The organism is Mesorhizobium sp. M1078 (assembly GCF_040318615.1).
Classification (GTDB): domain Bacteria; phylum Pseudomonadota; class Alphaproteobacteria; order Rhizobiales; family Rhizobiaceae; genus Mesorhizobium.
This window is the reverse complement of sequence record NZ_JAMYMP010000008.1, coordinates 187,372-206,525: the sequence shown is the minus strand read 5'-3', so window position 1 is coordinate 206,525 and position 19,154 is coordinate 187,372. Positions and strand designations below refer to the sequence as shown.

General features: G+C 64.7%; 13 protein-coding genes. 6 read left to right on the top strand and 7 right to left on the bottom strand.

Annotation, left to right across the window (positions count from 1 at the left end):
• Window positions 1-64 precede the first annotated feature (64 nt).
• Window positions 65-4,855 carry an NAD-glutamate dehydrogenase gene (locus NKH38_RS14075; protein WP_352761316.1) on the top strand — a complete coding sequence of 1,597 codons (4,791 nt, stop codon included), beginning with the start codon at window positions 65-67 and terminating at the stop codon, window positions 4,853-4,855.
• Between the two features lie 262 nt (window positions 4,856-5,117).
• Complete coding sequence (locus NKH38_RS14070; RefSeq protein ID WP_023824309.1) at window positions 5,118-6,497, top strand: MFS transporter; 1,380 nt, start codon at window positions 5,118-5,120, stop codon at window positions 6,495-6,497.
• Between the two features lie 117 nt (window positions 6,498-6,614).
• On the opposite strand, the gene purH is transcribed toward NKH38_RS14070, so the two are convergent.
• From purH to NKH38_RS14055, 3 genes are all read right to left on the bottom strand, one after another.
• Window positions 6,615-8,231 (bottom strand): bifunctional phosphoribosylaminoimidazolecarboxamide formyltransferase/IMP cyclohydrolase, encoded by a 1,617-nt coding sequence (gene purH, locus NKH38_RS14065; protein ID WP_027050550.1) that lies wholly within the window; start codon window positions 8,229-8,231, stop codon window positions 6,615-6,617.
• A 106-nt stretch (window positions 8,232-8,337) separates the two neighbouring features.
• On the bottom strand, window positions 8,338-10,062 hold the full coding sequence (locus NKH38_RS14060; protein ID WP_023693200.1) for a heparinase II/III family protein: 1,725 nt from the start codon (window positions 10,060-10,062) through the stop codon (window positions 8,338-8,340).
• Window positions 10,063-10,279: 217 nt separating this feature from the next.
• The gene (locus NKH38_RS14055; protein WP_502896595.1) at window positions 10,280-11,134 is read right to left on the bottom strand and encodes a helix-turn-helix transcriptional regulator; all 855 of its coding nucleotides are present in this window, start codon (window positions 11,132-11,134) and stop codon (window positions 10,280-10,282) included.
• 159 nt (window positions 11,135-11,293) lie between these two features.
• On the opposite strand from NKH38_RS14055, the gene NKH38_RS14050 reads away from it, so the two are divergent.
• Entirely contained in the window at window positions 11,294-12,151 is an 858-nt protein-coding gene (locus NKH38_RS14050) for a phytanoyl-CoA dioxygenase family protein (protein WP_502896594.1), read from the top strand.
• Window positions 12,152-12,170: 19 nt separating this feature from the next.
• Here the strand turns inward: NKH38_RS14050 and NKH38_RS14045 are convergent, their stop codons facing one another.
• Both NKH38_RS14045 and htpX read right to left on the bottom strand, forming a co-directional pair.
• Window positions 12,171-13,556, bottom strand: a complete 1,386-nt coding sequence (locus tag NKH38_RS14045; protein WP_352761293.1) for an RsmB/NOP family class I SAM-dependent RNA methyltransferase — start codon at window positions 13,554-13,556, stop codon at window positions 12,171-12,173.
• On the bottom strand, window positions 13,547-14,560 hold the full coding sequence (gene htpX / locus NKH38_RS14040) for a zinc metalloprotease HtpX (RefSeq protein ID WP_352761286.1): 1,014 nt from the start codon (window positions 14,558-14,560) through the stop codon (window positions 13,547-13,549). Before htpX ends, NKH38_RS14045 begins: the two co-directional genes overlap by 10 nt.
• A gap of 105 nt (window positions 14,561-14,665) precedes the next feature.
• Here htpX and NKH38_RS14035 point away from each other — a divergent pair, with 105 nt between their 5' ends.
• Window positions 14,666-14,872: a DUF1674 domain-containing protein gene (locus NKH38_RS14035; RefSeq protein WP_023688862.1), complete on the top strand. Its 207-nt coding sequence runs from the start codon at window positions 14,666-14,668 to the stop codon at window positions 14,870-14,872.
• Window positions 14,873-14,974: 102 nt separating this feature from the next.
• Here the strand turns inward: NKH38_RS14035 and NKH38_RS14030 are convergent, their stop codons facing one another.
• The gene (locus tag NKH38_RS14030) at window positions 14,975-15,640 is read right to left on the bottom strand and encodes an HAD-IA family hydrolase (protein WP_352761278.1); all 666 of its coding nucleotides are present in this window, start codon (window positions 15,638-15,640) and stop codon (window positions 14,975-14,977) included.
• A 181-nt stretch (window positions 15,641-15,821) separates the two neighbouring features.
• On the opposite strand from NKH38_RS14030, the gene NKH38_RS14025 reads away from it, so the two are divergent.
• Both NKH38_RS14025 and NKH38_RS14020 read left to right on the top strand, forming a co-directional pair.
• Window positions 15,822-16,691 carry a transglutaminase-like domain-containing protein gene (locus tag NKH38_RS14025; RefSeq protein WP_352459936.1) on the top strand — a complete coding sequence of 290 codons (870 nt, stop codon included), beginning with the start codon at window positions 15,822-15,824 and terminating at the stop codon, window positions 16,689-16,691.
• Between the two features lie 387 nt (window positions 16,692-17,078).
• The gene (locus tag NKH38_RS14020; protein WP_352747326.1) at window positions 17,079-18,347 is read left to right on the top strand and encodes a class I SAM-dependent methyltransferase; all 1,269 of its coding nucleotides are present in this window, start codon (window positions 17,079-17,081) and stop codon (window positions 18,345-18,347) included.
• 66 nt (window positions 18,348-18,413) lie between these two features.
• Here the strand turns inward: NKH38_RS14020 and NKH38_RS14015 are convergent, their stop codons facing one another.
• Entirely contained in the window at window positions 18,414-19,154 is a 741-nt protein-coding gene (locus NKH38_RS14015; protein ID WP_352747329.1) for an MOSC domain-containing protein, read from the bottom strand.

Here is a 19,154-nt window from a genome sequence, read left to right as displayed (position 1 = left end):
CCTTTGTCGCCAAACAGCGGTCATCTGCTACCATAGTCGTAAAAGCATGTGACGGGAGGACAACATGGCGAGCGTGAAATCCGCAGCTAAGCCGAAGAAAACAGCCACTGCCGGGATGAAACCCGACGGGAAGCCGGCCAGGCTCGCCGACTATCTGCTGGCCCGCGCGCCGGCCGAAGACATTGCCGCCTATGACGCCGCCGACCTGGAGCGCGCCGCCGACCTGGCAGGACGTGCGGTCGCCGCCCACAAGAAGGGCCAAAGTGTCGTCGCCGTCGATGCCGGGTCGGGCGTCTCCCGCGAGGGCCGCCCGATGACGACCATCACCGTCGTCAACGACAACATGCCGTTCCTGTTCGATTCGATCCTCGGCGAGATCACAGAAACTGCCGGCGAACCGACTTTGGTCACCCATCCGGTCATCGTCGTGCGTCACGGCAAGGCCGGCGTCGACGAGATCCTCGGCGACGGCAGCGCCCTCAAGGACGATGGCAATCACGACCGCCTGAGCGTCGTCCATGTCCATATTCCGCGCCTGACGGCGGAGCAGGCCGACGCGCTGGCCGACCGCCTGCGCAAGATGCTCAACCAGGTGCGCGCCGCCGTCAGCGACTGGAAGCCGATGCTCGCCCGTCTCGACCAGGCGATTTCCGAATTCCGCTATTCCGCCGTGCCGCTCGACAAGAAGAGCGTTGCCGAGGCCATCGCCTTCCTTGAATGGCTGCGCGACGACAATTTCACTTTCCTTGGCATGCGCGAGTTCAAATATTCCGGCGGCGCGGAGAGCGGCAATCTGGAGCGCGCCGACAAACCCGGTCTCGGCATCCTCGCCGACCCGGATGTGCTGGTGCTCCGGCGCGGCACCGAGGCGGTGACGACGACGCCCGAAATCCGCGCCTTCCTGCATGGGCCGGAGCCGCTGATCGTCACCAAGGCCAACGCCAAGTCGCTGGTGCACCGCCGCATTTATCTCGATTATATCGGCGTCAAAACCTACACCGCCAAGGGCACGCTTGCCGGCGAGTTGCGCATGGTCGGCCTGTTCACCTCGACTGCCTACACGCGCTCGGTGATGAAAATCCCGTATCTGAGGTCAAAGGCCGAGACCATCATCGCCAAGTCCGGCTTTGACCGGCACGACCATTCCGGCAAGGCACTGATCAACGTTCTGGAGAGCTATCCGCGCGACGAACTGTTCCAGGTGCCGGTGCCGATCCTGAAGAAGCACGCCGCGGCCATTCTCGGCCTGGTCGAGCGGCCGCGGGTGCGGGCGCTGGTGCGCGCCGACCAGTTCGACCGCTTCGTCTCGATCCTCGTCTTCGTGCCGCGCGACCGCTATGACAGCGTCGTGCGCGAGAAGATCGGCACCTATCTCAAGACCGTCTTCGAAGGCCGTTTGTCGGCTTATTATCCGGCGTTTCCGGAAGGCGGGCTGGCGCGTGTGCATTTCATCATCGGCCGCTCGGGCGGCAAGACGCCGAAGGTCGAGCAGGCGGTGATCGAAGCGGCGATCCGCGATATCGTGCGAACCTGGGACGACGCGCTGGCCGAAGCCGCGGAAGCCGTCGGCGGCGATCCATCGCTGAAGGCGATCGCCGCGCGTCTGCCTGAGAGCTATCGCGATTCCTTCAGCGCGGCCGTCGCGCTGAAGGATGCGGGGCGCATCGCCGGCATCAGCACCGCCAACCCGATCGCCATCGACTATTACCGCCATGCCGAGCAGAAACCGCATCAGGCAGCGCTGAAGATCTACCACCACGGCAGCCCGGTAGCGCTGTCGCGTCGCGTGCCGGTGCTGGAAAACATCGGCTTCCGCGTCATCAGCGAGCGCACCTTCGAGGTTGGCGAGGACGGCGGCGACACCGTCTTCGTCCACGACATGGAGCTGGAGAACAGCTACGGCAAGCCGATCGACCTCAGCGATGGCGGCGCGCTGTTCGAGGACGCGTTCCTGTCGGTCTGGCGCGGCGACATCGACAATGACAGCTATAACGGGCTTGCCCAGACCGCCGGCCTGTGGTCGGGCGAAGTCAGCATTCTGCGGGCCTATGGCCGCTACCTGCAGCAAGCTGGTATCCCGCAGAGCCAGGATTTCATCGCGGCCGCGCTCAACCGCTATCCCGACATTGCGCGCGGCCTGCATGCACTGTTCGTCGCTCGTCTCGGCCCGACCGCCGAGACGGAAGGCGTCGTCGCCGCCAAGCACCTCAAGGCCAAGATCAAGGACGCGCTGGAGGAAGTCCCCAACATCGATGACGACACCATCATCCGCCGCTATCTCAACCTGATCGAAGCCTCGTTGCGCACCAATCATTTCGTTGCGGGAACGAAGGCGCGGGGCCAGTCACTGGCGATCAAGCTGGACTCGCAAGCGGTCGAAGGCCTGCCGGCGCCGCGGCCGTGGCGCGAGATCTTCGTCTACGGTTCCGAGGTCGAAGGCGTGCATCTGCGCTTCGGCCCGGTTGCGCGCGGCGGCCTGCGCTGGTCGGACCGCGCCCAGGATTACCGCACCGAGGTGCTCGGCCTGGTCAAGGCGCAGCAGGTCAAGAACGCCGTCATCGTGCCGGTCGGCGCCAAGGGCGGCTTCTATCCGAAGAAGCTGCCGATGAGCGCCGGCCGCGACGCCATCTTCGAGGCCGGCACCTCGGCCTACAAGAATTTCGTTTCCAGCCTGCTGTCGATCACCGACAATATCGGCCTCGATGGCGTCATACCCCCAGCCGGCGTCGTCAGGCGCGATCCTGACGACCCCTACTTTGTCGTCGCCGCCGACAAGGGCACGGCAACCTTCTCCGACACCGCCAATGCCATTTCGGAGAAACACGGTTTCTGGCTCGACGATGCCTTCGCCAGCGGCGGCTCGGCCGGTTACGACCACAAGAAGATGGGCATCACCGCCAAAGGCGCCTGGGAAGCGGTCAAGCGGCATTTCCGCGAGATCAACCGCGACATCCAGGCCACCCCCTTCACCGTCGTCGGCGTCGGCGACATGTCGGGCGACGTGTTCGGCAACGGCATGCTGCTGTCGCCGCAGACCAGGCTGATCGCCGCCTTCGACCATCGCGACATCTTCATCGATCCCGATCCAGACAGGGTGGCGTCGATGGCCGAGCGCGAGCGCATGTTCGCGCTGCCGCGTTCGTCCTGGCAGGACTATGACAAGACCAAACTGTCGGAAGGCGGCGTCATCGTCTCGCGCAGCCAGAAGTCGATCACGCTGCCTGCGGCAGCGGCGGCGGCGATTGGCCTCGCCAAGACCACCGCGACACCGGCCGAGATCATGACCGCCATCCTCAAGGCGAACGTCGACCTTCTGTGGTTCGGCGGCATCGGCACGTATTTACGGGCCTCGGGCGAAACCAATGCCGAAGTCGGCGACCGCGCCAACGACGCCATCCGCATCACCGCGCTCGATGTGCGGGCCAAAGTGATCGGCGAGGGCGCCAATCTCGGCGTCACGCAGCGTGCCCGCATCGAATTCGGCATGAATGGCGGTCGCTGCAACTCCGATGCCATCGACAATTCCGGCGGCGTCAACTGCTCCGACGTCGAGGTCAACATCAAGATCGCGCTGGCGTCCGCCATGCGCAAGGGATCGCTGACCCGGCCGGCGCGCAACAAGCTGCTGGCCGAGATGACCGACGAGGTCGCCGGCCTCGTGCTGTCCAACAATTACGAACAGACGCTGGCGCTTTCCATCGCCCGCAAGCGCGGCCTTGCCGACATCGCGCACCAGAGCCGGTTCATGGCGGCGCTGGAGGCTCGGGGCCTGCTCGACCGCGCTGTCGAGACGCTGCCGTCGCCGGCCGCCCTTGCCGAGCGCGAGGCGCGTGGCGAGCCGCTGACCCGGGCGGAGCTTGGCGTGCTGCTCGCCTATGCCAAGATCGTGCTGTTTTCCGACATCGTCGCCAGCGACGTGCCTGACGACGCGCATTTCGACCGCGACCTGATGGGCTATTTCCCTGACCGGATGACGAAGAAATATGCGGCCGAGATCCATGGCCACCGGCTGCGCCGCGAAATCATCGCCCGCGTCGTCGCCAACGATCTCGTCAATCGCGGCGGACCGTCATTCGTCAACCGGCTGCAGGAAGCCACGGGGCGCAGCGCGGCCGACGTGGTGCGCACCTTCGCCGTGGTGCGCGACGGCTTCGCGTTGCCGGCGCTCCATCGGGAGATCGATGCGCTGGACAGCCACATCGACGGCCAGGCGCAGCTCGATCTCTACCAGTCCGTCAGCCGGCTTATCTTCGTGACCAGCGGCTGGTATCTGAAGAACGATGCCGGCACCGCAGCGCTCGGCCAGCGCATTGCCGAACTGCAAGAGGCGCGCATGGCGCTGGAGCCGAAGCTGCTCTCGCTGCTGCCGGCCTTCTCGCGCGAGCGGGTCGAGGAGAGGCGGTATGGCCTGTTCAAGGCCGGCGCCCCGGAAAAGCTCGCCGGGCAGCTGGCAATGGCCGATGTGGCGGGACTGATCCCCGACATCGCACTGACGGCGCGCACGGCCAATGCCGACGTCGTCGCCTCGGCCAAGGCGTTCTTCGCCGTCAGCGATGCCTTCCGCATTCCGCGCGTCGAAGAGGCGGCGCGTTCTATCACGCCGTCGGACTATTACGACCAGCTGGCGCTGTCGCGCGCCACCGACACGATCGGCGCGGCGCGGCGCGGCATCGCGGTGGCGGCTCTCGCCGGCCATGCCGGGACGGCGGATCCTGTGGCGGCCTGGCTGGAAGCCGGCGGCGAGCGCGTGGCGCGCATTCGCGAGCGGCTGCAGGCGCTGACCGAAGGCGGGGATATCACCGTGTCCAGGCTGTCGGTGGCTTCGGGGCTGATGAGCGATCTGACGGGGATGTGAGGCTCGGGACTTTGCCCTCCCCCTTGTGGGGAGGGTCGCTGCGAAGCAGCGGGGTGGGGGTGCGGCACCGACCCCACCCGGACCTTCGGTCCGACGTCCCCACAAGGGGGAGGTAGAGGCGCGGCGCCTTTCTTCGCGTCTCTATGCAGGTAGACAGCGGCGACATCCAGGTGAGGGGCAGCGCGAATCTTTGGCGGTTTGCATGAGCATTCGAAACATGCAGACATGGCGTCCGACAAGCGCGGTGTCCGGGGGAATCATCATGGCGGCGGTAGATGCAGTGCAGCGGGCATCCGGGCGTGGCATCTGGGGATGGATGTTCTTCGACTGGGCGGCGCAGCCGTTTTTCACCGTCGTCACCACCTTCATCTTCGGGCCTTATTTCGTCTCGCGCATGGCGAGCGATCCGGTCTCAGGCCAGGCGGCCTGGGGCTACGGCATCGCTGTTGCGGGCCTGGTCATTGCCGTTTTGTCGCCCATCCTCGGCTCGATTGCCGACCAGACCGGGCCGCGCAAGCCGTGGATTGCGTTCTTCGCCTCGATCAAGATCATCAGCCTTTGCCTGCTATGGTTCGCCGCTCCCGGCTCGAACCTTTTCCTGGTGGTGCTGTTCTTTTCTCTCGCTTCGGTCGCGGCGGAATTCTCGACCGTGTTCAACGATTCGATGATGCCGCGCCTGGTGCCGAAGAGCGAGATCGGCCACGTCTCCAACATTGCCTGGGGACTTGGTTATCTCGGCGGCATGATCGCGCTGATCTTTGTCGTCGCCTGTCTGGCGGGTTCGTCGGAGACCGGCAAGACGATCATCGGCATCGACCCGCTCTTTGGGCTCGACCCGAAACTCGGCGAGGACGCGCGCGCCACCGGGCCGCTGTCGGCTGGCTGGTATTTCCTGTTCATCCTGCCGATGTTCTTCTTCACGCCGGACGCCATCAAAGGCATTCCGATCGGGCCGGCGGTGCGCGAGGGGCTGTCGGAGCTGAAGTCGACGCTGACTGAAGTGCGCCGGCGCAAAGGCATCTTCCGCTTCCTTGTCGCCCGCATGATTTATCAGGACGGCGTCAATGCGCTGCTCGCTTTGGGCGGCACCTTTGCGGCAGCGATGTTCCATTGGTCGATCACCGAGATCGGCATGTTCGGCATTATTCTCAACGTCGTCGCCATCGTCGGCTGCCTGGTTGCCGCATGGCTGGACACCGCGCTTGGCTCCAAGACCATCGTGATGATTTCGCTCGTCCTGCTCAGCATCGCCACCATCGGCATCGTTTCGACCGGGCCAGGCTACACGCTGTTCGGCGCCTGGATGATGCCGGGAGCCGATAGTGGCGGCCTGTTCGGCACGGCGGCGGAAAAGGCCTACATTTTCTATGGCCTGTTGATCGGGCTGGCGTTCGGACCGGTGCAGGCGTCGTCACGCTCCTACATGGCGCGCAGCGTGACCGCAGCCGAATCCGGCCGCTATTTCGGCATCTATGCGCTGGCCGGAAGGGCGACGAGTTTCCTGGCGCCGTTCATGGTGGCGTCGATCACGCTCGCCAGCGGCTCGGCGCGGCTGGGCATGGCGGCAATCGTGCTGTTCCTCGGCGTGGGGATCGCGATATTGATCTGGACGCCGTACCCGGCGGATCAGCCGGTGGAATAGCGCGGCTCTTCCTTCTCCCCTTGTGGGAGATGGTGTCGCCGCAGGCGACGGATGAGCGGTGTTCCAGAAGACACCAACGTCTCACTCCGCTGAAACACCCCTCATCCGCCTCGGCGCCTAATGCCTAAAATGCCTCACGCCCGCAAACACCATGGCGATGCCATGTTCATCCGCGGCGGCGATGACGTCGTCGTCGCGCATCGAGCCGCCGGGCTGGATCACCGCCGTGGCGCCGGCTTCGATGGCTGAGATCAGCCCGTCGGCGAAAGGGAAGAAAGCGTCGGAGGCGACCACCGAGCCCTTGGTCAACGGCTCCGCGAGGCCAGCTGCTTCCGCCGCGTCGAGCGCCTTGCGTGCGGCGATGCGCGAGGAATCGACGCGGCTCATCTGGCCGGCGCCGATGCCGACCGTGGCGCCGTCCTTGGCGTAAACGATGGCGTTCGACTTGACGTGCTTGGCGATGCGGAAAGCGAATTTGAGGTCGGCCATCTCGGCCGCCGTCGGCGCGCGCTTGGTCACCACCTTGAGCTCGAGATCGTCGACCACCGCGTTGTCGCGGCCCTGGACGAGCATGCCGCCAGCGACGGATTTCACAGTGATGCCGCCGGCGTGCGGATCGGGCAGACCGCCGGTGACCAGCAGTCGCAAATTCTTTTTGGCGGCGATGATGCGGACAGCGTCCTCCGACGCGTCCGGCGCAATGATCACCTCGGTGAAGGTTTTTACGATCTCCTGAGCCGCTTCGGTATCGAGGATGCGGTTCATGGCAACGATACCGCCAAAGGCCGAAACCGGGTCGCAGGCCAGCGCTCTCGCATAGGCAGCAGCCAGCGAAGCGTCCTCGGCGACGCCGCACGGGTTGGCGTGCTTGATGATGGCAACGGCGGCGCAGCGGTTGGGATCGAACTCGCCGACCAGCTCGAAGGCGGCATCGGTGTCGTTGATGTTGTTGTAGGACAGCTGCTTGCCCTGCAACTGGCGAGCCGTGGCGACCCCGGGCCGCTTGTCGCCATTGACGTAGAAGCCGGCGCTCTGATGCGGGTTCTCGCCATAGCGCATGACGCTTTCCAGCCTGCCGCCGAAGGCGCGCCAGGTCGGGTGCTCGATCTCAAGCGTTTCGGCGAACCAGCCGGAGATCGCCGCATCGTAGCTGGCGGTGCGGGCAAAGGCCTTGGCCGCCAGCTTCTGGCGGAAATCCAGCGACAGCGAGCCGATGTTCATCTCCAGCGCGTTCAGCACCGAGGCGTAGTCGCCGGGATCGGTGACGATGGCGACATAGGCGTGATTCTTGGCCGAAGCGCGGATCATCGCCGGGCCGCCAATGTCGATGTTCTCGACAACAGCGGCATAGTCGGCGCCGGAACGGCGGACCTCCTCGAACGGGTAGAGATTGCAGACGAGCAGATCGATCGGCTCGATGCGGTGATCGTGCATCGCCTTGGCGTGTTCGGGATCGTCGCGCACGCCGAGCAGTGCGCCATGCACCGACGGGTGCAGCGTCTTGACGCGGCCGTCCATGATCTCGGGAAAGCCTGTCAGTTCCGAGACGTCACGCACCGCCAGCCCCGCCTCGGCGATCGCCTTTGCCGTACCTCCGGTCGAGACCAGCTCGACGCCGGCCGCGACCAGCCCTTTGGCGAAGTCGGTCAGGCCGGTCTTGTCGAAGACGGAAAGCAGGGCGCGGCGGACCGGAACGAGGTCGGGTGCCGGAATGTTCTTAGCGGCGACGGCCATGGGCTGGCGGCCTTTCAGGGCTGATTGGAGAGCGTTGCCGGGCCGTAGCACATGAGGTCAGGAAATCAAGCCGGAAGCTCGATCAAGCCGGCGCCGGCAACGGCGCTCAGCTGTTCTCGGGATAGCCGGCGATGCCGGTGCGCGTGAGCTGCCAATGCACCTCGGCGATCTCCGAGGCCTTGAAGGCGAGCACGATCTGGCGGCTGCGGCGTGGGCCGCCAAGGCCGGCGAAATAGATCGATTCCTCGACCTCCGGCACCACTTCGGTGCAGGTGAACACCCAGGTGTCGGCCTGGTCGGCGGTCAGCACCAGGCGGTCATGCTCGTCCTGCAAAAGGTTGATATCAGGGTGGATGTGGAAGCGCACCACGACGAAGTCGCGGCCATTGTTGCGGATCGCCGCACCGCCCGGGCGGAGGAAGCGATCCCTGCCGGCGAGCACATTGCCCTCGCTCGACAGTTTCAGCTCGCGCTCATGCAGGAAGCCAAAGCGCTGCATATAGCCGTCATGGCGGGCGATGAAGCCTTGCGTGCCCTTCTGGTCGATGCGCTTGCAAGGCACATGCTGCGGGCCGCCGAGCAAGGGCGAGCCGAGCAGGTCGTTGACGCGCAGCGAATGGGAAAACCGCGCCGACGAGGTGTCGTTGATGGTGGCGGTCGAATGCGCCGCGGTGGCACGGGCCAGCGGTCGGAACTCGGCGGCGCCATAGGTGTCGATGCCGGCATTGACGATATAATGCTGGCGACCGGACGAGAGTTCGAAGGCCAGGCAACCGGCATGCGCGGCGTTGGACACATCGACGGCCGGCGACGGGCCGGTATCGGCAATCACCGTCACGCCGCCCATCGACAGGCGCTCATAGCCGGAATGCGGCGCGTGCAGCAGCGGCGCGCCGGCGGTGTCGTCGTGGCGCAAGATGGTGGCTATACGGTCGTGGATGGTGGCGCCCATGCCGTTGAAGCGGGCCAGGCTGCCATCCTGATGGCGGAAGAAACGGAGCGCCGGCAGCATGCGGTCGATGGCGCCCATCAGGGCTGCCGGTGGCGTTTCGGCCTGGTTAGCATAGGTCTGGCGCAGCGGCAGGAGATCGGCGAGCAGTTCGAGAACCGCCATCGGGTTGCGCGAAATATGGCCGCCGTCGGGAAGGATCTGGCGGTCGAGTTCTTCCGCCAGGTTGCGGGTGGCGCCGCGCAGTGCCGAGGCCGGCGCCGGCAGCGACAGCGCGGCGAAGGCAAGCGCGATGCGAGCGCGCAGCCTGTCCTTGCCGTCCGGCATCTCGCGCGCCATCGAGCGGAGATAGCGGATCTGCACGGCGAGCGATTTCAGGAAGGCGCGATAGAACGGAAATTCGGCCCCTTGTAGGACAACCGAGGAGTGTTGCAACCAGGCAATGACTCGCTTGGCGGTGGTGCCGGGCTCCCAGGCTATGCCGGAAATCTGGTTGCCATGCATGGCGATCCAGTCGGAGACAAGCGCGCGTGCATTGGCGGCGGCCAGCTCGGTGCCGGCGGCGCGCATATGGCGCAGCCAGCGAAAGCCGTGCAGCGTCTTCACCCAGCCGCGATTGGCGACATCGATCTGGAATGGCGATTTGCCGCCGGTCTCGACGAGGTGTCCCGACAGCGGATAGCGGCCATAGTAGATCTCGAGCGCGATCTGCGGATCGGCGAGCCTGAGGTCGGGCGGTGCAATCAGGACGCGTTCGGGCGTGCGCCCGGAATAGCGCCAGCGATAGACTGGCCCTGCGCGAAGGCGCCGGCGCGTCTTGCGCCAAAACTCCTTAGCGACAAGCGTCCACAGACGTGTCGTGCTGCCGGCAGCCAGTGCCAAAACCCCTCCTCGTCGCCTGGAGATAGAGCATGCTGTCGCCCGAAAACCGCGTCGCAGGTTTCGGCATCATGTTCCGGTACCCCAGCACAAGCTTATATGATTCAAGAACTTGTGCGAAGTCGAATTCCGCCGACGTGAAGCGCCTCACGCTGCCGGCCACCGACCCACCCCGAAAAAAGTCAAGTGCTTCGCGGGGTTAAGCCTGGCAATCCGGCACTCACTTGCGGTTGTGGCGAGACCGAAATTCGCTGGGCGAACAGCTTTCGCGGTCGCGAAACAGACGGGAGAAATAGAAGGCGTCGTGGATGCCGACGGCGGCCGCAATGGACTCGATGGGCGAATCGGAGGCGGCCAGCATCTGTTTGGCGCGGTCGAGCCTCGTGCGCAGTTGGAAGGCCTTGGGCGACATGCCGGCTGCCCGCGCAAATCTGCGCCGCAAGGTTGCCGGCGACATCGAGAATTTCGCGGCGAAGGCATCGAGATCCACCGGGTCGCACGCGCAGCGGCGCAATTCGTCGATGATGGGCTGCATGTCGGCATGCTGGAAGCCGGGATTTCGTTGACGGTTGTTCCAATCCATTGCCTGGCGGGCAGCACGCACGACGATGCGATGCATCGTGGCGGCGGCTTCTGCCTGGCTCAGCATCGTATCGAGCGACAGCTCACCATGCAGCCTGTCGAACAGCCGCTGCATTTTGCCGAGGTCGCGCAAGGGGACGATAGGGGCGTCCTCGGCAATCAGCCGCAGCCGGGTGAAATCGCGTATCAAGGCGCCGTCGAAGAGCGCCCAGCGTTCGAGCCAGCCCGATGCGTCCGGCCCGTAGGAATGCATCCTCCCGGGAAGCAGCCAGAACAGGGCCGGCGCTTGGATCGTCTGCATGCCGGCAGTCTTGGTTTCAAGCCAGCCTTGACCGTTCTCAATCAGCACCACGGCGAATTCCGGCAATTTGCGCGCTTGGATCGCCTGCGTGACGCGATGCCGACCAATCCCTGTAACCGACAGGCCGCCGGCCGCGGCCGGTGCGGATCTGTAGAGCGCGTAAGAGAGATCGTTCATGAGCGAAAAGTCCATGGCTTCGTTCCGTCCATGGGCGAGCGTGCGAACAGTATGGCATTTCCAGCTAAGGATGGAAAATCGCAGGTGGCTGAAATGTCAAGCTCAACAGGTGGCACGCAACGACGGATTCCTGTTGCGTCAATCGATCTGAACGCCAACGGCAAGATATTATCGATGGCGCCGAACCGGTTAGGTCATCTCGTGCCAACCGACGCCGGGGTCGGCATCGATGCCATTCGCGGCCTCCTTGCCGAGCAAGGCTATGTCTGGCTGAAAGGTATGCTGCCGCGCCGCGACGTCATCGATTTTCGCGGCTGGGTGTTTTCATATCTGGCCGACACCGGCTTGCTGCAGCCCGGGTCCGATCCCGCGCTTGGCCTGGCGGCGGCCGCCGGCACGTTCGACCGTCAGCTCGCCGATCGCCGGTTGATGGCGCTGGTTCGCTCCACCGCCTATGAAGGGTTCTGCGCACAGCCCCTGATGGCCCGGCTGATGGATGCGTTCGTCGGCGGGCTGTCCTATTTGCACAAGCGCAAGATCATGCGTTTCACCCAACCGGGCACCACTGTGGCGACGCCGGCGCATTACGACCTCGTCTATCTGCGCGGCGGCACCAGCCGCATCGTCACTGCCTGGATCCCGATCGGCGACGTTCCCGTCGACATGGGCGGCCTGGTCTATCTCGAGGGATCGCACGCCATCGGCCTCGACATGGAGGCCCGGTTCGCCAGGGAAAATGCCGGGCTGAGCCCGCAGGAGCGCATCAGCGCCTACAACAGGAACATGAGCGAGGGCGGCTGGGTGTCGAAGGACCTGCCCGACATGGCGGAGCGGTTCGATACACGCTGGCTGATCGCGGATTTCGAGGCCGGCGATGTCGTCCTCCACTCGCCCTACATGATCCACGCCTCGACGACCAACCAGAGCGCGGAGGGGCGTATCCGGCTCTCCACCGATATCCGCTACCAGAATGTCGATGATGAGATCGATGCAAGGTGGGGGAAGCACTGGTCCTTGGACGACATGCTTTAGGCATGTCGTCGCGTCGGAGTCAGGCCAGTCGTCGCATGCGGGCGGCGAAGAAGCCGTCCAGGCCGGAAACCCCTGGCGAACCAAGGTCAAGATCGGCGGGTGTGGTGCGCAGCGTGCCTTGCGGGGTCAGGAAGGCGTCGATGCCAGCGATTTCGCCGGGCTGCAGCGGATCGTCGGCGACGGTCTTGTTGCCGGCCAGAAAGGCGCGATACAGATCCTCGCCTTCGATCGGGTCCAGCGAACAGTTGGAAAAAACAATCCGGCCGCCCGGTTTGACCAAAGTGACGGCGCGGGCGAGCAGCTTTGCTTGCAGATCGGCTAGCTTTTCGACGTCGGCTACCGGCTTGGTCCATGGCACGTCCGGGTGGCGCCGAACCGTGCCGGTGGAAGAGCAGGGCGCGTCGAGCAGGACGGCGTCGAAAAGCTCCGCCGGCTGGTATTTCAGCAGATCGGCCTGCACGATCTCGGCGGACAGCCCAAGCCGTTCGAGGTTCTGCGTCAGCCGCGCCAGCCGGTTCTTCGAGGTGTCCAAGGCGGTGACTTTGGCGCCGGCAAGGATAAGCTGAGCGGTCTTGCCGCCGGGGGCGGCGCAGAGGTCGGCGACGCGTAATCCTTTGACATCGCCGAACAGCCGCGCCGGAAAACTGGCGGCGGCGTCCTGGACCCACCATGCGCCTTCGCTGAAGCCCGGCAGTTCGGTGACGGAGGCGCTGAGCTTTTCCACTCGCACCGTGCCGGTCGGCAGCACGATGCCGCCGAACTTTTCGGCCCACAATTCGGGATCGGCCTTGACCGTGAAATCGACCGGCGCCTCAACGCGATGCGCCGCCAGGATCTGTCTGGTCATCTCGGCGCCATAGGCGGCCTTCAGCCGGTCGGAGAACCATTTTGGCGCCTCGTCGGTGGCGGCAAGAGCTGCCGGCAGTTCGGTCTCCTTGGCGCGCACCAAAGTGCGCAGCACGCCATTAACGAGGCCGGAAAAGCGCTGCGTGCGTGGGTCCGACTTGGCGTGGGTCACAGCCAAATCGACGGCGGCGCTGTCGGGGATGTCGAGGAACAGGATCTGCGCCGCCGCAACATGCAGGATGTGCGACAAAGCTGTGGCGTTGGGCGGCAGCGGCTTTTCAAGGCGGCGGGCGAGGAGCCCGGCAATGGTCATGCGGTAGCGCAGCGCGGTCACCAGCATGGCGCGCACCAGGCCGCGGTCGCGCAGGTCGAGCACTTTGTATTGCGGATGGCCGTTCTCGTGGTCGGTCAGCCCGTCGAGCGGCGTCTTGGCGTCGATAACGGCGGCCAGCAGCCGCGCCGCTGCCTTGCGCGCGGCGAGGCCGGCGACGAATTCGTCCGAGCTGTTTTCGCGATCGCCTGAATGTGCGGGCCGGGGTCTGGCGCCGCTCACGACCACGGACCTTTGGGTCCGGTCGGATTGCGGCCCCACGGATTGGCTTTCGGCTTGGCCGGTTTGGTCGGCGGCGTGGGGCGTGCTGCCTTGCCCCACGGACCTTGCTCGGCATCGGCCGGCAATTCTTCGATCGGCGCCTGGCGCGGCGCCGGCTGGCGGCCTGCCATGTCGCGCGCCATCGCCCGCAGCGCGGCGATGCGGTTGTCGGTGTTCGGGTGGGTCGAAAACAGGCTGTCCATTCGCTCGCCGTGAAGAGGATTAATGATGAAGAGATGCGCGGTCGCGGGATTGCGTTCGGCATCCGGGTTGCGGATGCGTTCGGCGCCGCGGGCGATCTTGTCAAGCGCTGATGCCAGCCAAAGCGGATTTCCAACGATTTCGGCGCCGCGCCGGTCGGCCTCGTATTCGCGGGTGCGGCTGACCGCCATCTGCACGATCATGGCGGCGAAGGGCGCGACAAGCATCGCCACCAGCACGCCGACAAAGCCGAACGGGTTGTTGTTGTCGCGGCTGCCGCCGAAGAAGAAGGCGAAATTGCCGAGCATCGAGATGGCGCCGGCGAGTGTCGCGACAATGGTCATGGTCAGCGTGTCGCGATGCTGGATGTGGGCCAGCTCATGCGCCATGACTGCCGCCACCTCCTCATGCGAAAGGCGCTCCAGCAGCCCGGTCGAGGCCGCGACCGCGGCGTTCTCTGGATTGCGGCCGGTGGCGAAGGCGTTCGGCTGCGGATTGTCGATCAGATAGGTCTTGGGCATCGGCAGGCCGGCCTGCTTGGCCAGCGCCTCGACGATGGCGTGGAATTCGGGTGCGTTCCTGGCATCGACCTCGACGGCGCGGTTCATCGAAAGCACCATCTTGTCGGCATTCCAGTAGCTGAACAGATTGGTGCCCGCGGCGACCAGGAAGGCGATCATCATGCCGCCGGTGCCGCCGATCAGAAAACCGACGCCCATGAACAGCGCCGTCATCGCGGCCAGGAGCATGGTGGTGCGTAGCGTGCTCATCATCTGCTCCCTGTGCGGCCGTGGCAAAAAAAGGTCGATCGGGGTGAACTCATGGCTATATGATGGGAAACGCCGCCCTTCGTTTCAATCCGCCCGGACTATCGCATGACCGACCAACCCAGCAAAGCTGATGCCGACCGGGAGAAGGACCTGACGCCGGCGGCCAGCCGGGCGCTGGCTGAAGCCGAGGCGCGCCGTGAAGCGTATCGCCAGAAGGAAGCTGCGTTGCCGAAGGAAATCGGCGGCCGCGGCGGCAAGGAACCCGGCCGCTACGGCGACTGGGAAGTGAAGGGACTGGCTAGCGATTTCTAGGGGTTCAGGAACGGAAGAACTGGGGAACTGGTGAACTGAAGAGTTGAAGAAAAAGGCGCATAGCAGTCCTCCAGTCCTCCAGTCCTCCAGTCCTCCAGTTCCTCAGGCCGCGCTGCGCCGTGCCCCCAGCGTCATCCAGCCGCTGTCATCGATGGCGATGGAGACGGTTTCGTAGCCGCCAATCGAGTTGTGCTGAGTCGTCATTGGATGCTGGTGAGTGGCGCTGATCACCATCACCGACGCGCCCGCTGCTTCCGCCGCCGCGATACCGGCCGGTGCGTCCTCGAAGACCAGACAGTCGCCGATATCGACGCCGAGCCGTTTTGCCGCCAGCAGGAAACAGTCGGGCGCCGGCTTGCCGTGCGACACATCCTCGGCCGCGACCACCAAGGCGGGAACCGGGATGCCGGCGGCCCGCATGCGCAGCAGCGCCAACGGGCGCGGCGCCGAGGTGACGATCGCCCAGCGCTCTGGCGGCAAAGCGTTGAGGAACGGCACGGCGCCGGCGATCGGCAGCACGCCTTCGACATCGTCCGACTCGGCCTGCAACAGCACAAACGCCTCATGAACAGGGTCGAGGCCGGGAAGCGCCAGCCTGGTGATGGTCTCGACCGCCCGCACGCCATGGATCGTCGGCAGGAAGGCTTCGACGTCGACACCGTGCTTAAGCGCCCACGCCGCCCAGACGCGCTCGGCCGAGGCGATCGAATTGAGCACCGTGCCATCCATATCGAACAGGAACGCGGCGAATTTTCTGCCTGCAAACATCAGGTTTTCCAAGGGGGTTAGGGATCGTTTCGGGAGGGTCGAAACATGTCGTGCGACCGTAACGTCGCCACGCCTGCCTGGGAAGCTGCGGGAGAGCCTTTTCGATAGTTCCAGGGAACCATGGTCCCGCCTCTGGCGTTTTGAGCATACTGTTTTCCACGGGATCGAAGGGGCAATCATTGTGCTGATCCGGCTCGGCTACGAAATCGCCATTGAATGCGTCGGCGCCACGCCGGTCATCTCGCTGCTTGATATCCACAGGGATCGTCAGGCCGACATCAAACGGCAGACGCGCGTGCTGACGTCGCCTTCAGTGCCGAGCAAGGTCTATCACGATCTGTTCGGCAATACCTGCCGCCGCTTCACCGCACCCGCCGGCAGTTTCCGCATTCTCTATGACGCAGCCGTCGAGGACAGCGGGGAGCCTGACGCGGTCAACACGCTGGCCAGGGAAGTGCCGGTGGCGGAACTGCCGGACGACGTGCTCGGCTACCTCCTCGGCAGCCGCTATTGCGAGACCGATCATCTGAGCAGTCTGGCCTGGCAGCTTTTCGGCCATGTTCCCTCCGGCTGGGCGCGGGTGCAGGCGATCGTCGACTATGTCCACAACCGGCTGTCCTTCGGCTATGGCTATGCGCGGTCGACGCGCACCGCAGCCCAAGCGCATGAGGAGCAGGTTGGTGTATGCCGCGACTTCGCCCATCTGGCGATCACGCTCTGCCGCTGCATGAACATCCCGGCCCGCTATGTGAACGGTTATCTCGGCGACATCGGCGTACCGGCCGACCCGGCGCCGATGGATTTTTCGGCCTGGATGGAAGTGTTCCTCGACGGCAAATGGTACACGTTCGACCCGCGTCATAATCGTCCGAGGATAGGCCGCGTCGTCATCGCGCGCGGTCGTGATGCCACGGATGTCCCGCTGCTGCACAGCTTCGGCCCGCACCAACTTTCGCTGTTCAAGGTCTGGACCTACGAGCAGGAAGGCAATCTGTTCAACCCGCCCTATCACGGCGTCGACAAGACGGTGAGCGCGCGGACGCTGGCGTGACCGGATTCTGATCCGCTTCGACACACAATCCGGAAATGGAAAAGGCCGCCGCTTCTTGACGAAGCCGGCGGCCTTCCGTGTTTCCGTCCGTGGCGCGGCCAATGGCGGCGACCGAGGTCACCCGCCGCGCTTATCGCGCCTTAACGGGAAGACTGCTTCCCGAAAGTGCAATCCGCTGAGGCCACGTTCTGGAAAACGAAATCACTCGACATCGGATCACCTCCTTTCGATTTGTTGAACACGTACAGATGATGGGGTGCGTTGCAGCAAAAAACAAGATGCCGATTTGAAATAGCTTGCGAGCCGCCTTTTGCGCCGGGTTGCGAAGAGCCGCGCGGGCGGGCAAAATCCATGCAAGGTGGATTGTCAGGACTCGGGAGGATGGCCATGGAGGCAGCCGAGAAGGCCGCGCGCATCGTGCGAACGGTGATCGAAACGCTGAAGCCGGGTTTTGCGGTCAAGCTGTGGACCGGCGAGCGGATCGGTCCCGCCACCGGGCCCGTGCTCACCATCAACGACCAGGACATCGTCTGGCAGGTGGTGAAGCGGCCATCACTGTCGACGCTGATCGAGATGTGGATCTCCAAGACGATAGACATCGAAGACGGGACGATTTTCGATTTTTATGCACTGCCGTCGCAAGGCAAGCTCAGGACCAAGCTCAAGTCGCTGCCGAAGCTGGCGATCCTGCGCGACCTGCCGGCGGTGCTCCTGTCACGCAAGCAGATGAGTGCACGCACCGATCTGTCGGGTCGCAACCCCTATGTCAGCGGGTCGAGCCAGGAGGCGATCCAGCATCACTACGACATTTCGAATGCCTTTTACCGGCTCTTCCTCGACGAGCGCATGGTCTACAGCTGCGGCTACTTTAAGGATTTCGCCGATGGCATCGACCAGGCGCAGGCCGACAAGCTCGACCATATCTGCCGCAAGCTCAGGCTGAAATCGGGCGAAAAGCTGCTCGACATCGGCTGCGGCTGGGGCGCCATGCTGATCCATGCGGCCAAAAATTACGGCGTCGTCGGCCATGGCGTGTCGCTGTCGCAGGCGCAGACCGATCTCGCCCGCGAGCGCATCCGCGCCGAAGGGCTGCAGGACCGCATCACCATCGAGATCAAATCCTATGCGGAACTCAAAGGCTCCTTCGACAAGATATCGTCGATCGGCATGTTCGAGCATCTCGGCCTCGCCAACCACGCTACCTATTTCAAGACCATCCATCGCTTGCTGAAGCCCGGCGGCATCTATCTGCACCACGCCATCACCAGGCGAAGCAAGGGCGACTTGAAGAAAACCTTGCGCAAGGGGCCGGAGTTCAAGGCGCTGCTCAAATACATTTTCCCAGGCGGCGAACTCGACACGATCGGCATGACGCTGGGCAATCTGGAGGCGCATGGCTTCCTGGTCTACGACGTCGAGAATCTGCGCGAGCACTATGCGCGCACCTGCCGGCTGTGGGCCGAGCGGCTACAGGCTCGCTTCGACGAGGCGGTCGCCGAAGTCGGCGAGGCCAAGGCACGGCTGTGGCTGCTTTATCTCACCGGCTGCTCGATCACCTTCGAGCGCGCCTCGGCGCAGATTTTTCAGACCGTCGTCACCAAACGCGCACGCGGCCCGAGCGGGCTGCCGCCGACACGGGCGGATCTGTATCGGTAGAGATAGGATTCGGGGCCGAACCCCACGCTTTCCAAGGTCTGCGATTCGCTGCCTCGCGGTAGAGGCCTACACGAACCGCATCGGCGCGCCGATCTCGACGCGGGCAGGCCTGTCCACAGTGCAATAGACGCCGAGATTATGGGCGTTGTGGCGGACCAGATTGCGCAGGATGCCGGGATCGTGGTCGAAGCCGTCCTGGCTGATGATGGTGAAGCCGCAGCGGCGGCACGGCTCCGAGACGGTCACCAGCAGGTCGCCGATGGCAAGCTTGCGGCCAATCCATTCGGTCTCGGGAAACGAGCTTTCGACCGCCGCCATGTCGATAACGATGTTGGGGCGGAAGCGGCGCGGATCGGGAATGCCTTCGGGGTGCAGCGCCTTGAGCCGGGCCAGCGATGCGGTGGTCAAGAGATGGATCGGCGCTTTGCGGTAGCGCGCCGCGGTCAGCGGGCCGGTGTAGCCGGGAGCGTTGTCCTGGCTGAACGGCCGGATCGAGGCGGCGAAGCCGAGATAGGTCGAGACGGCGCTGTCGCATTCAGCGCCCGGCGCTACCAGCCAGTCGCCGTCGGGAACGGCGATCTCCAGCTTGCGGTCCTTGCTCAGCCGGGTGCGGATGCGCGGCACCTTGTGCCACTTGGCGTCGCGGTCGGGCCGCGCGATCTCATTGTCCGAGACATCGACAAGGCCGAACAGCCGGTCGCCGTCGATGGTTTCAAGGCCGACCGAAATGGCGTCCTGGCGTTCGCCGGCAAGCGAACTTGCAGGGTAACGCCAGAGCTCCGTGACTGCGCCCAGTGCAGCAATCAA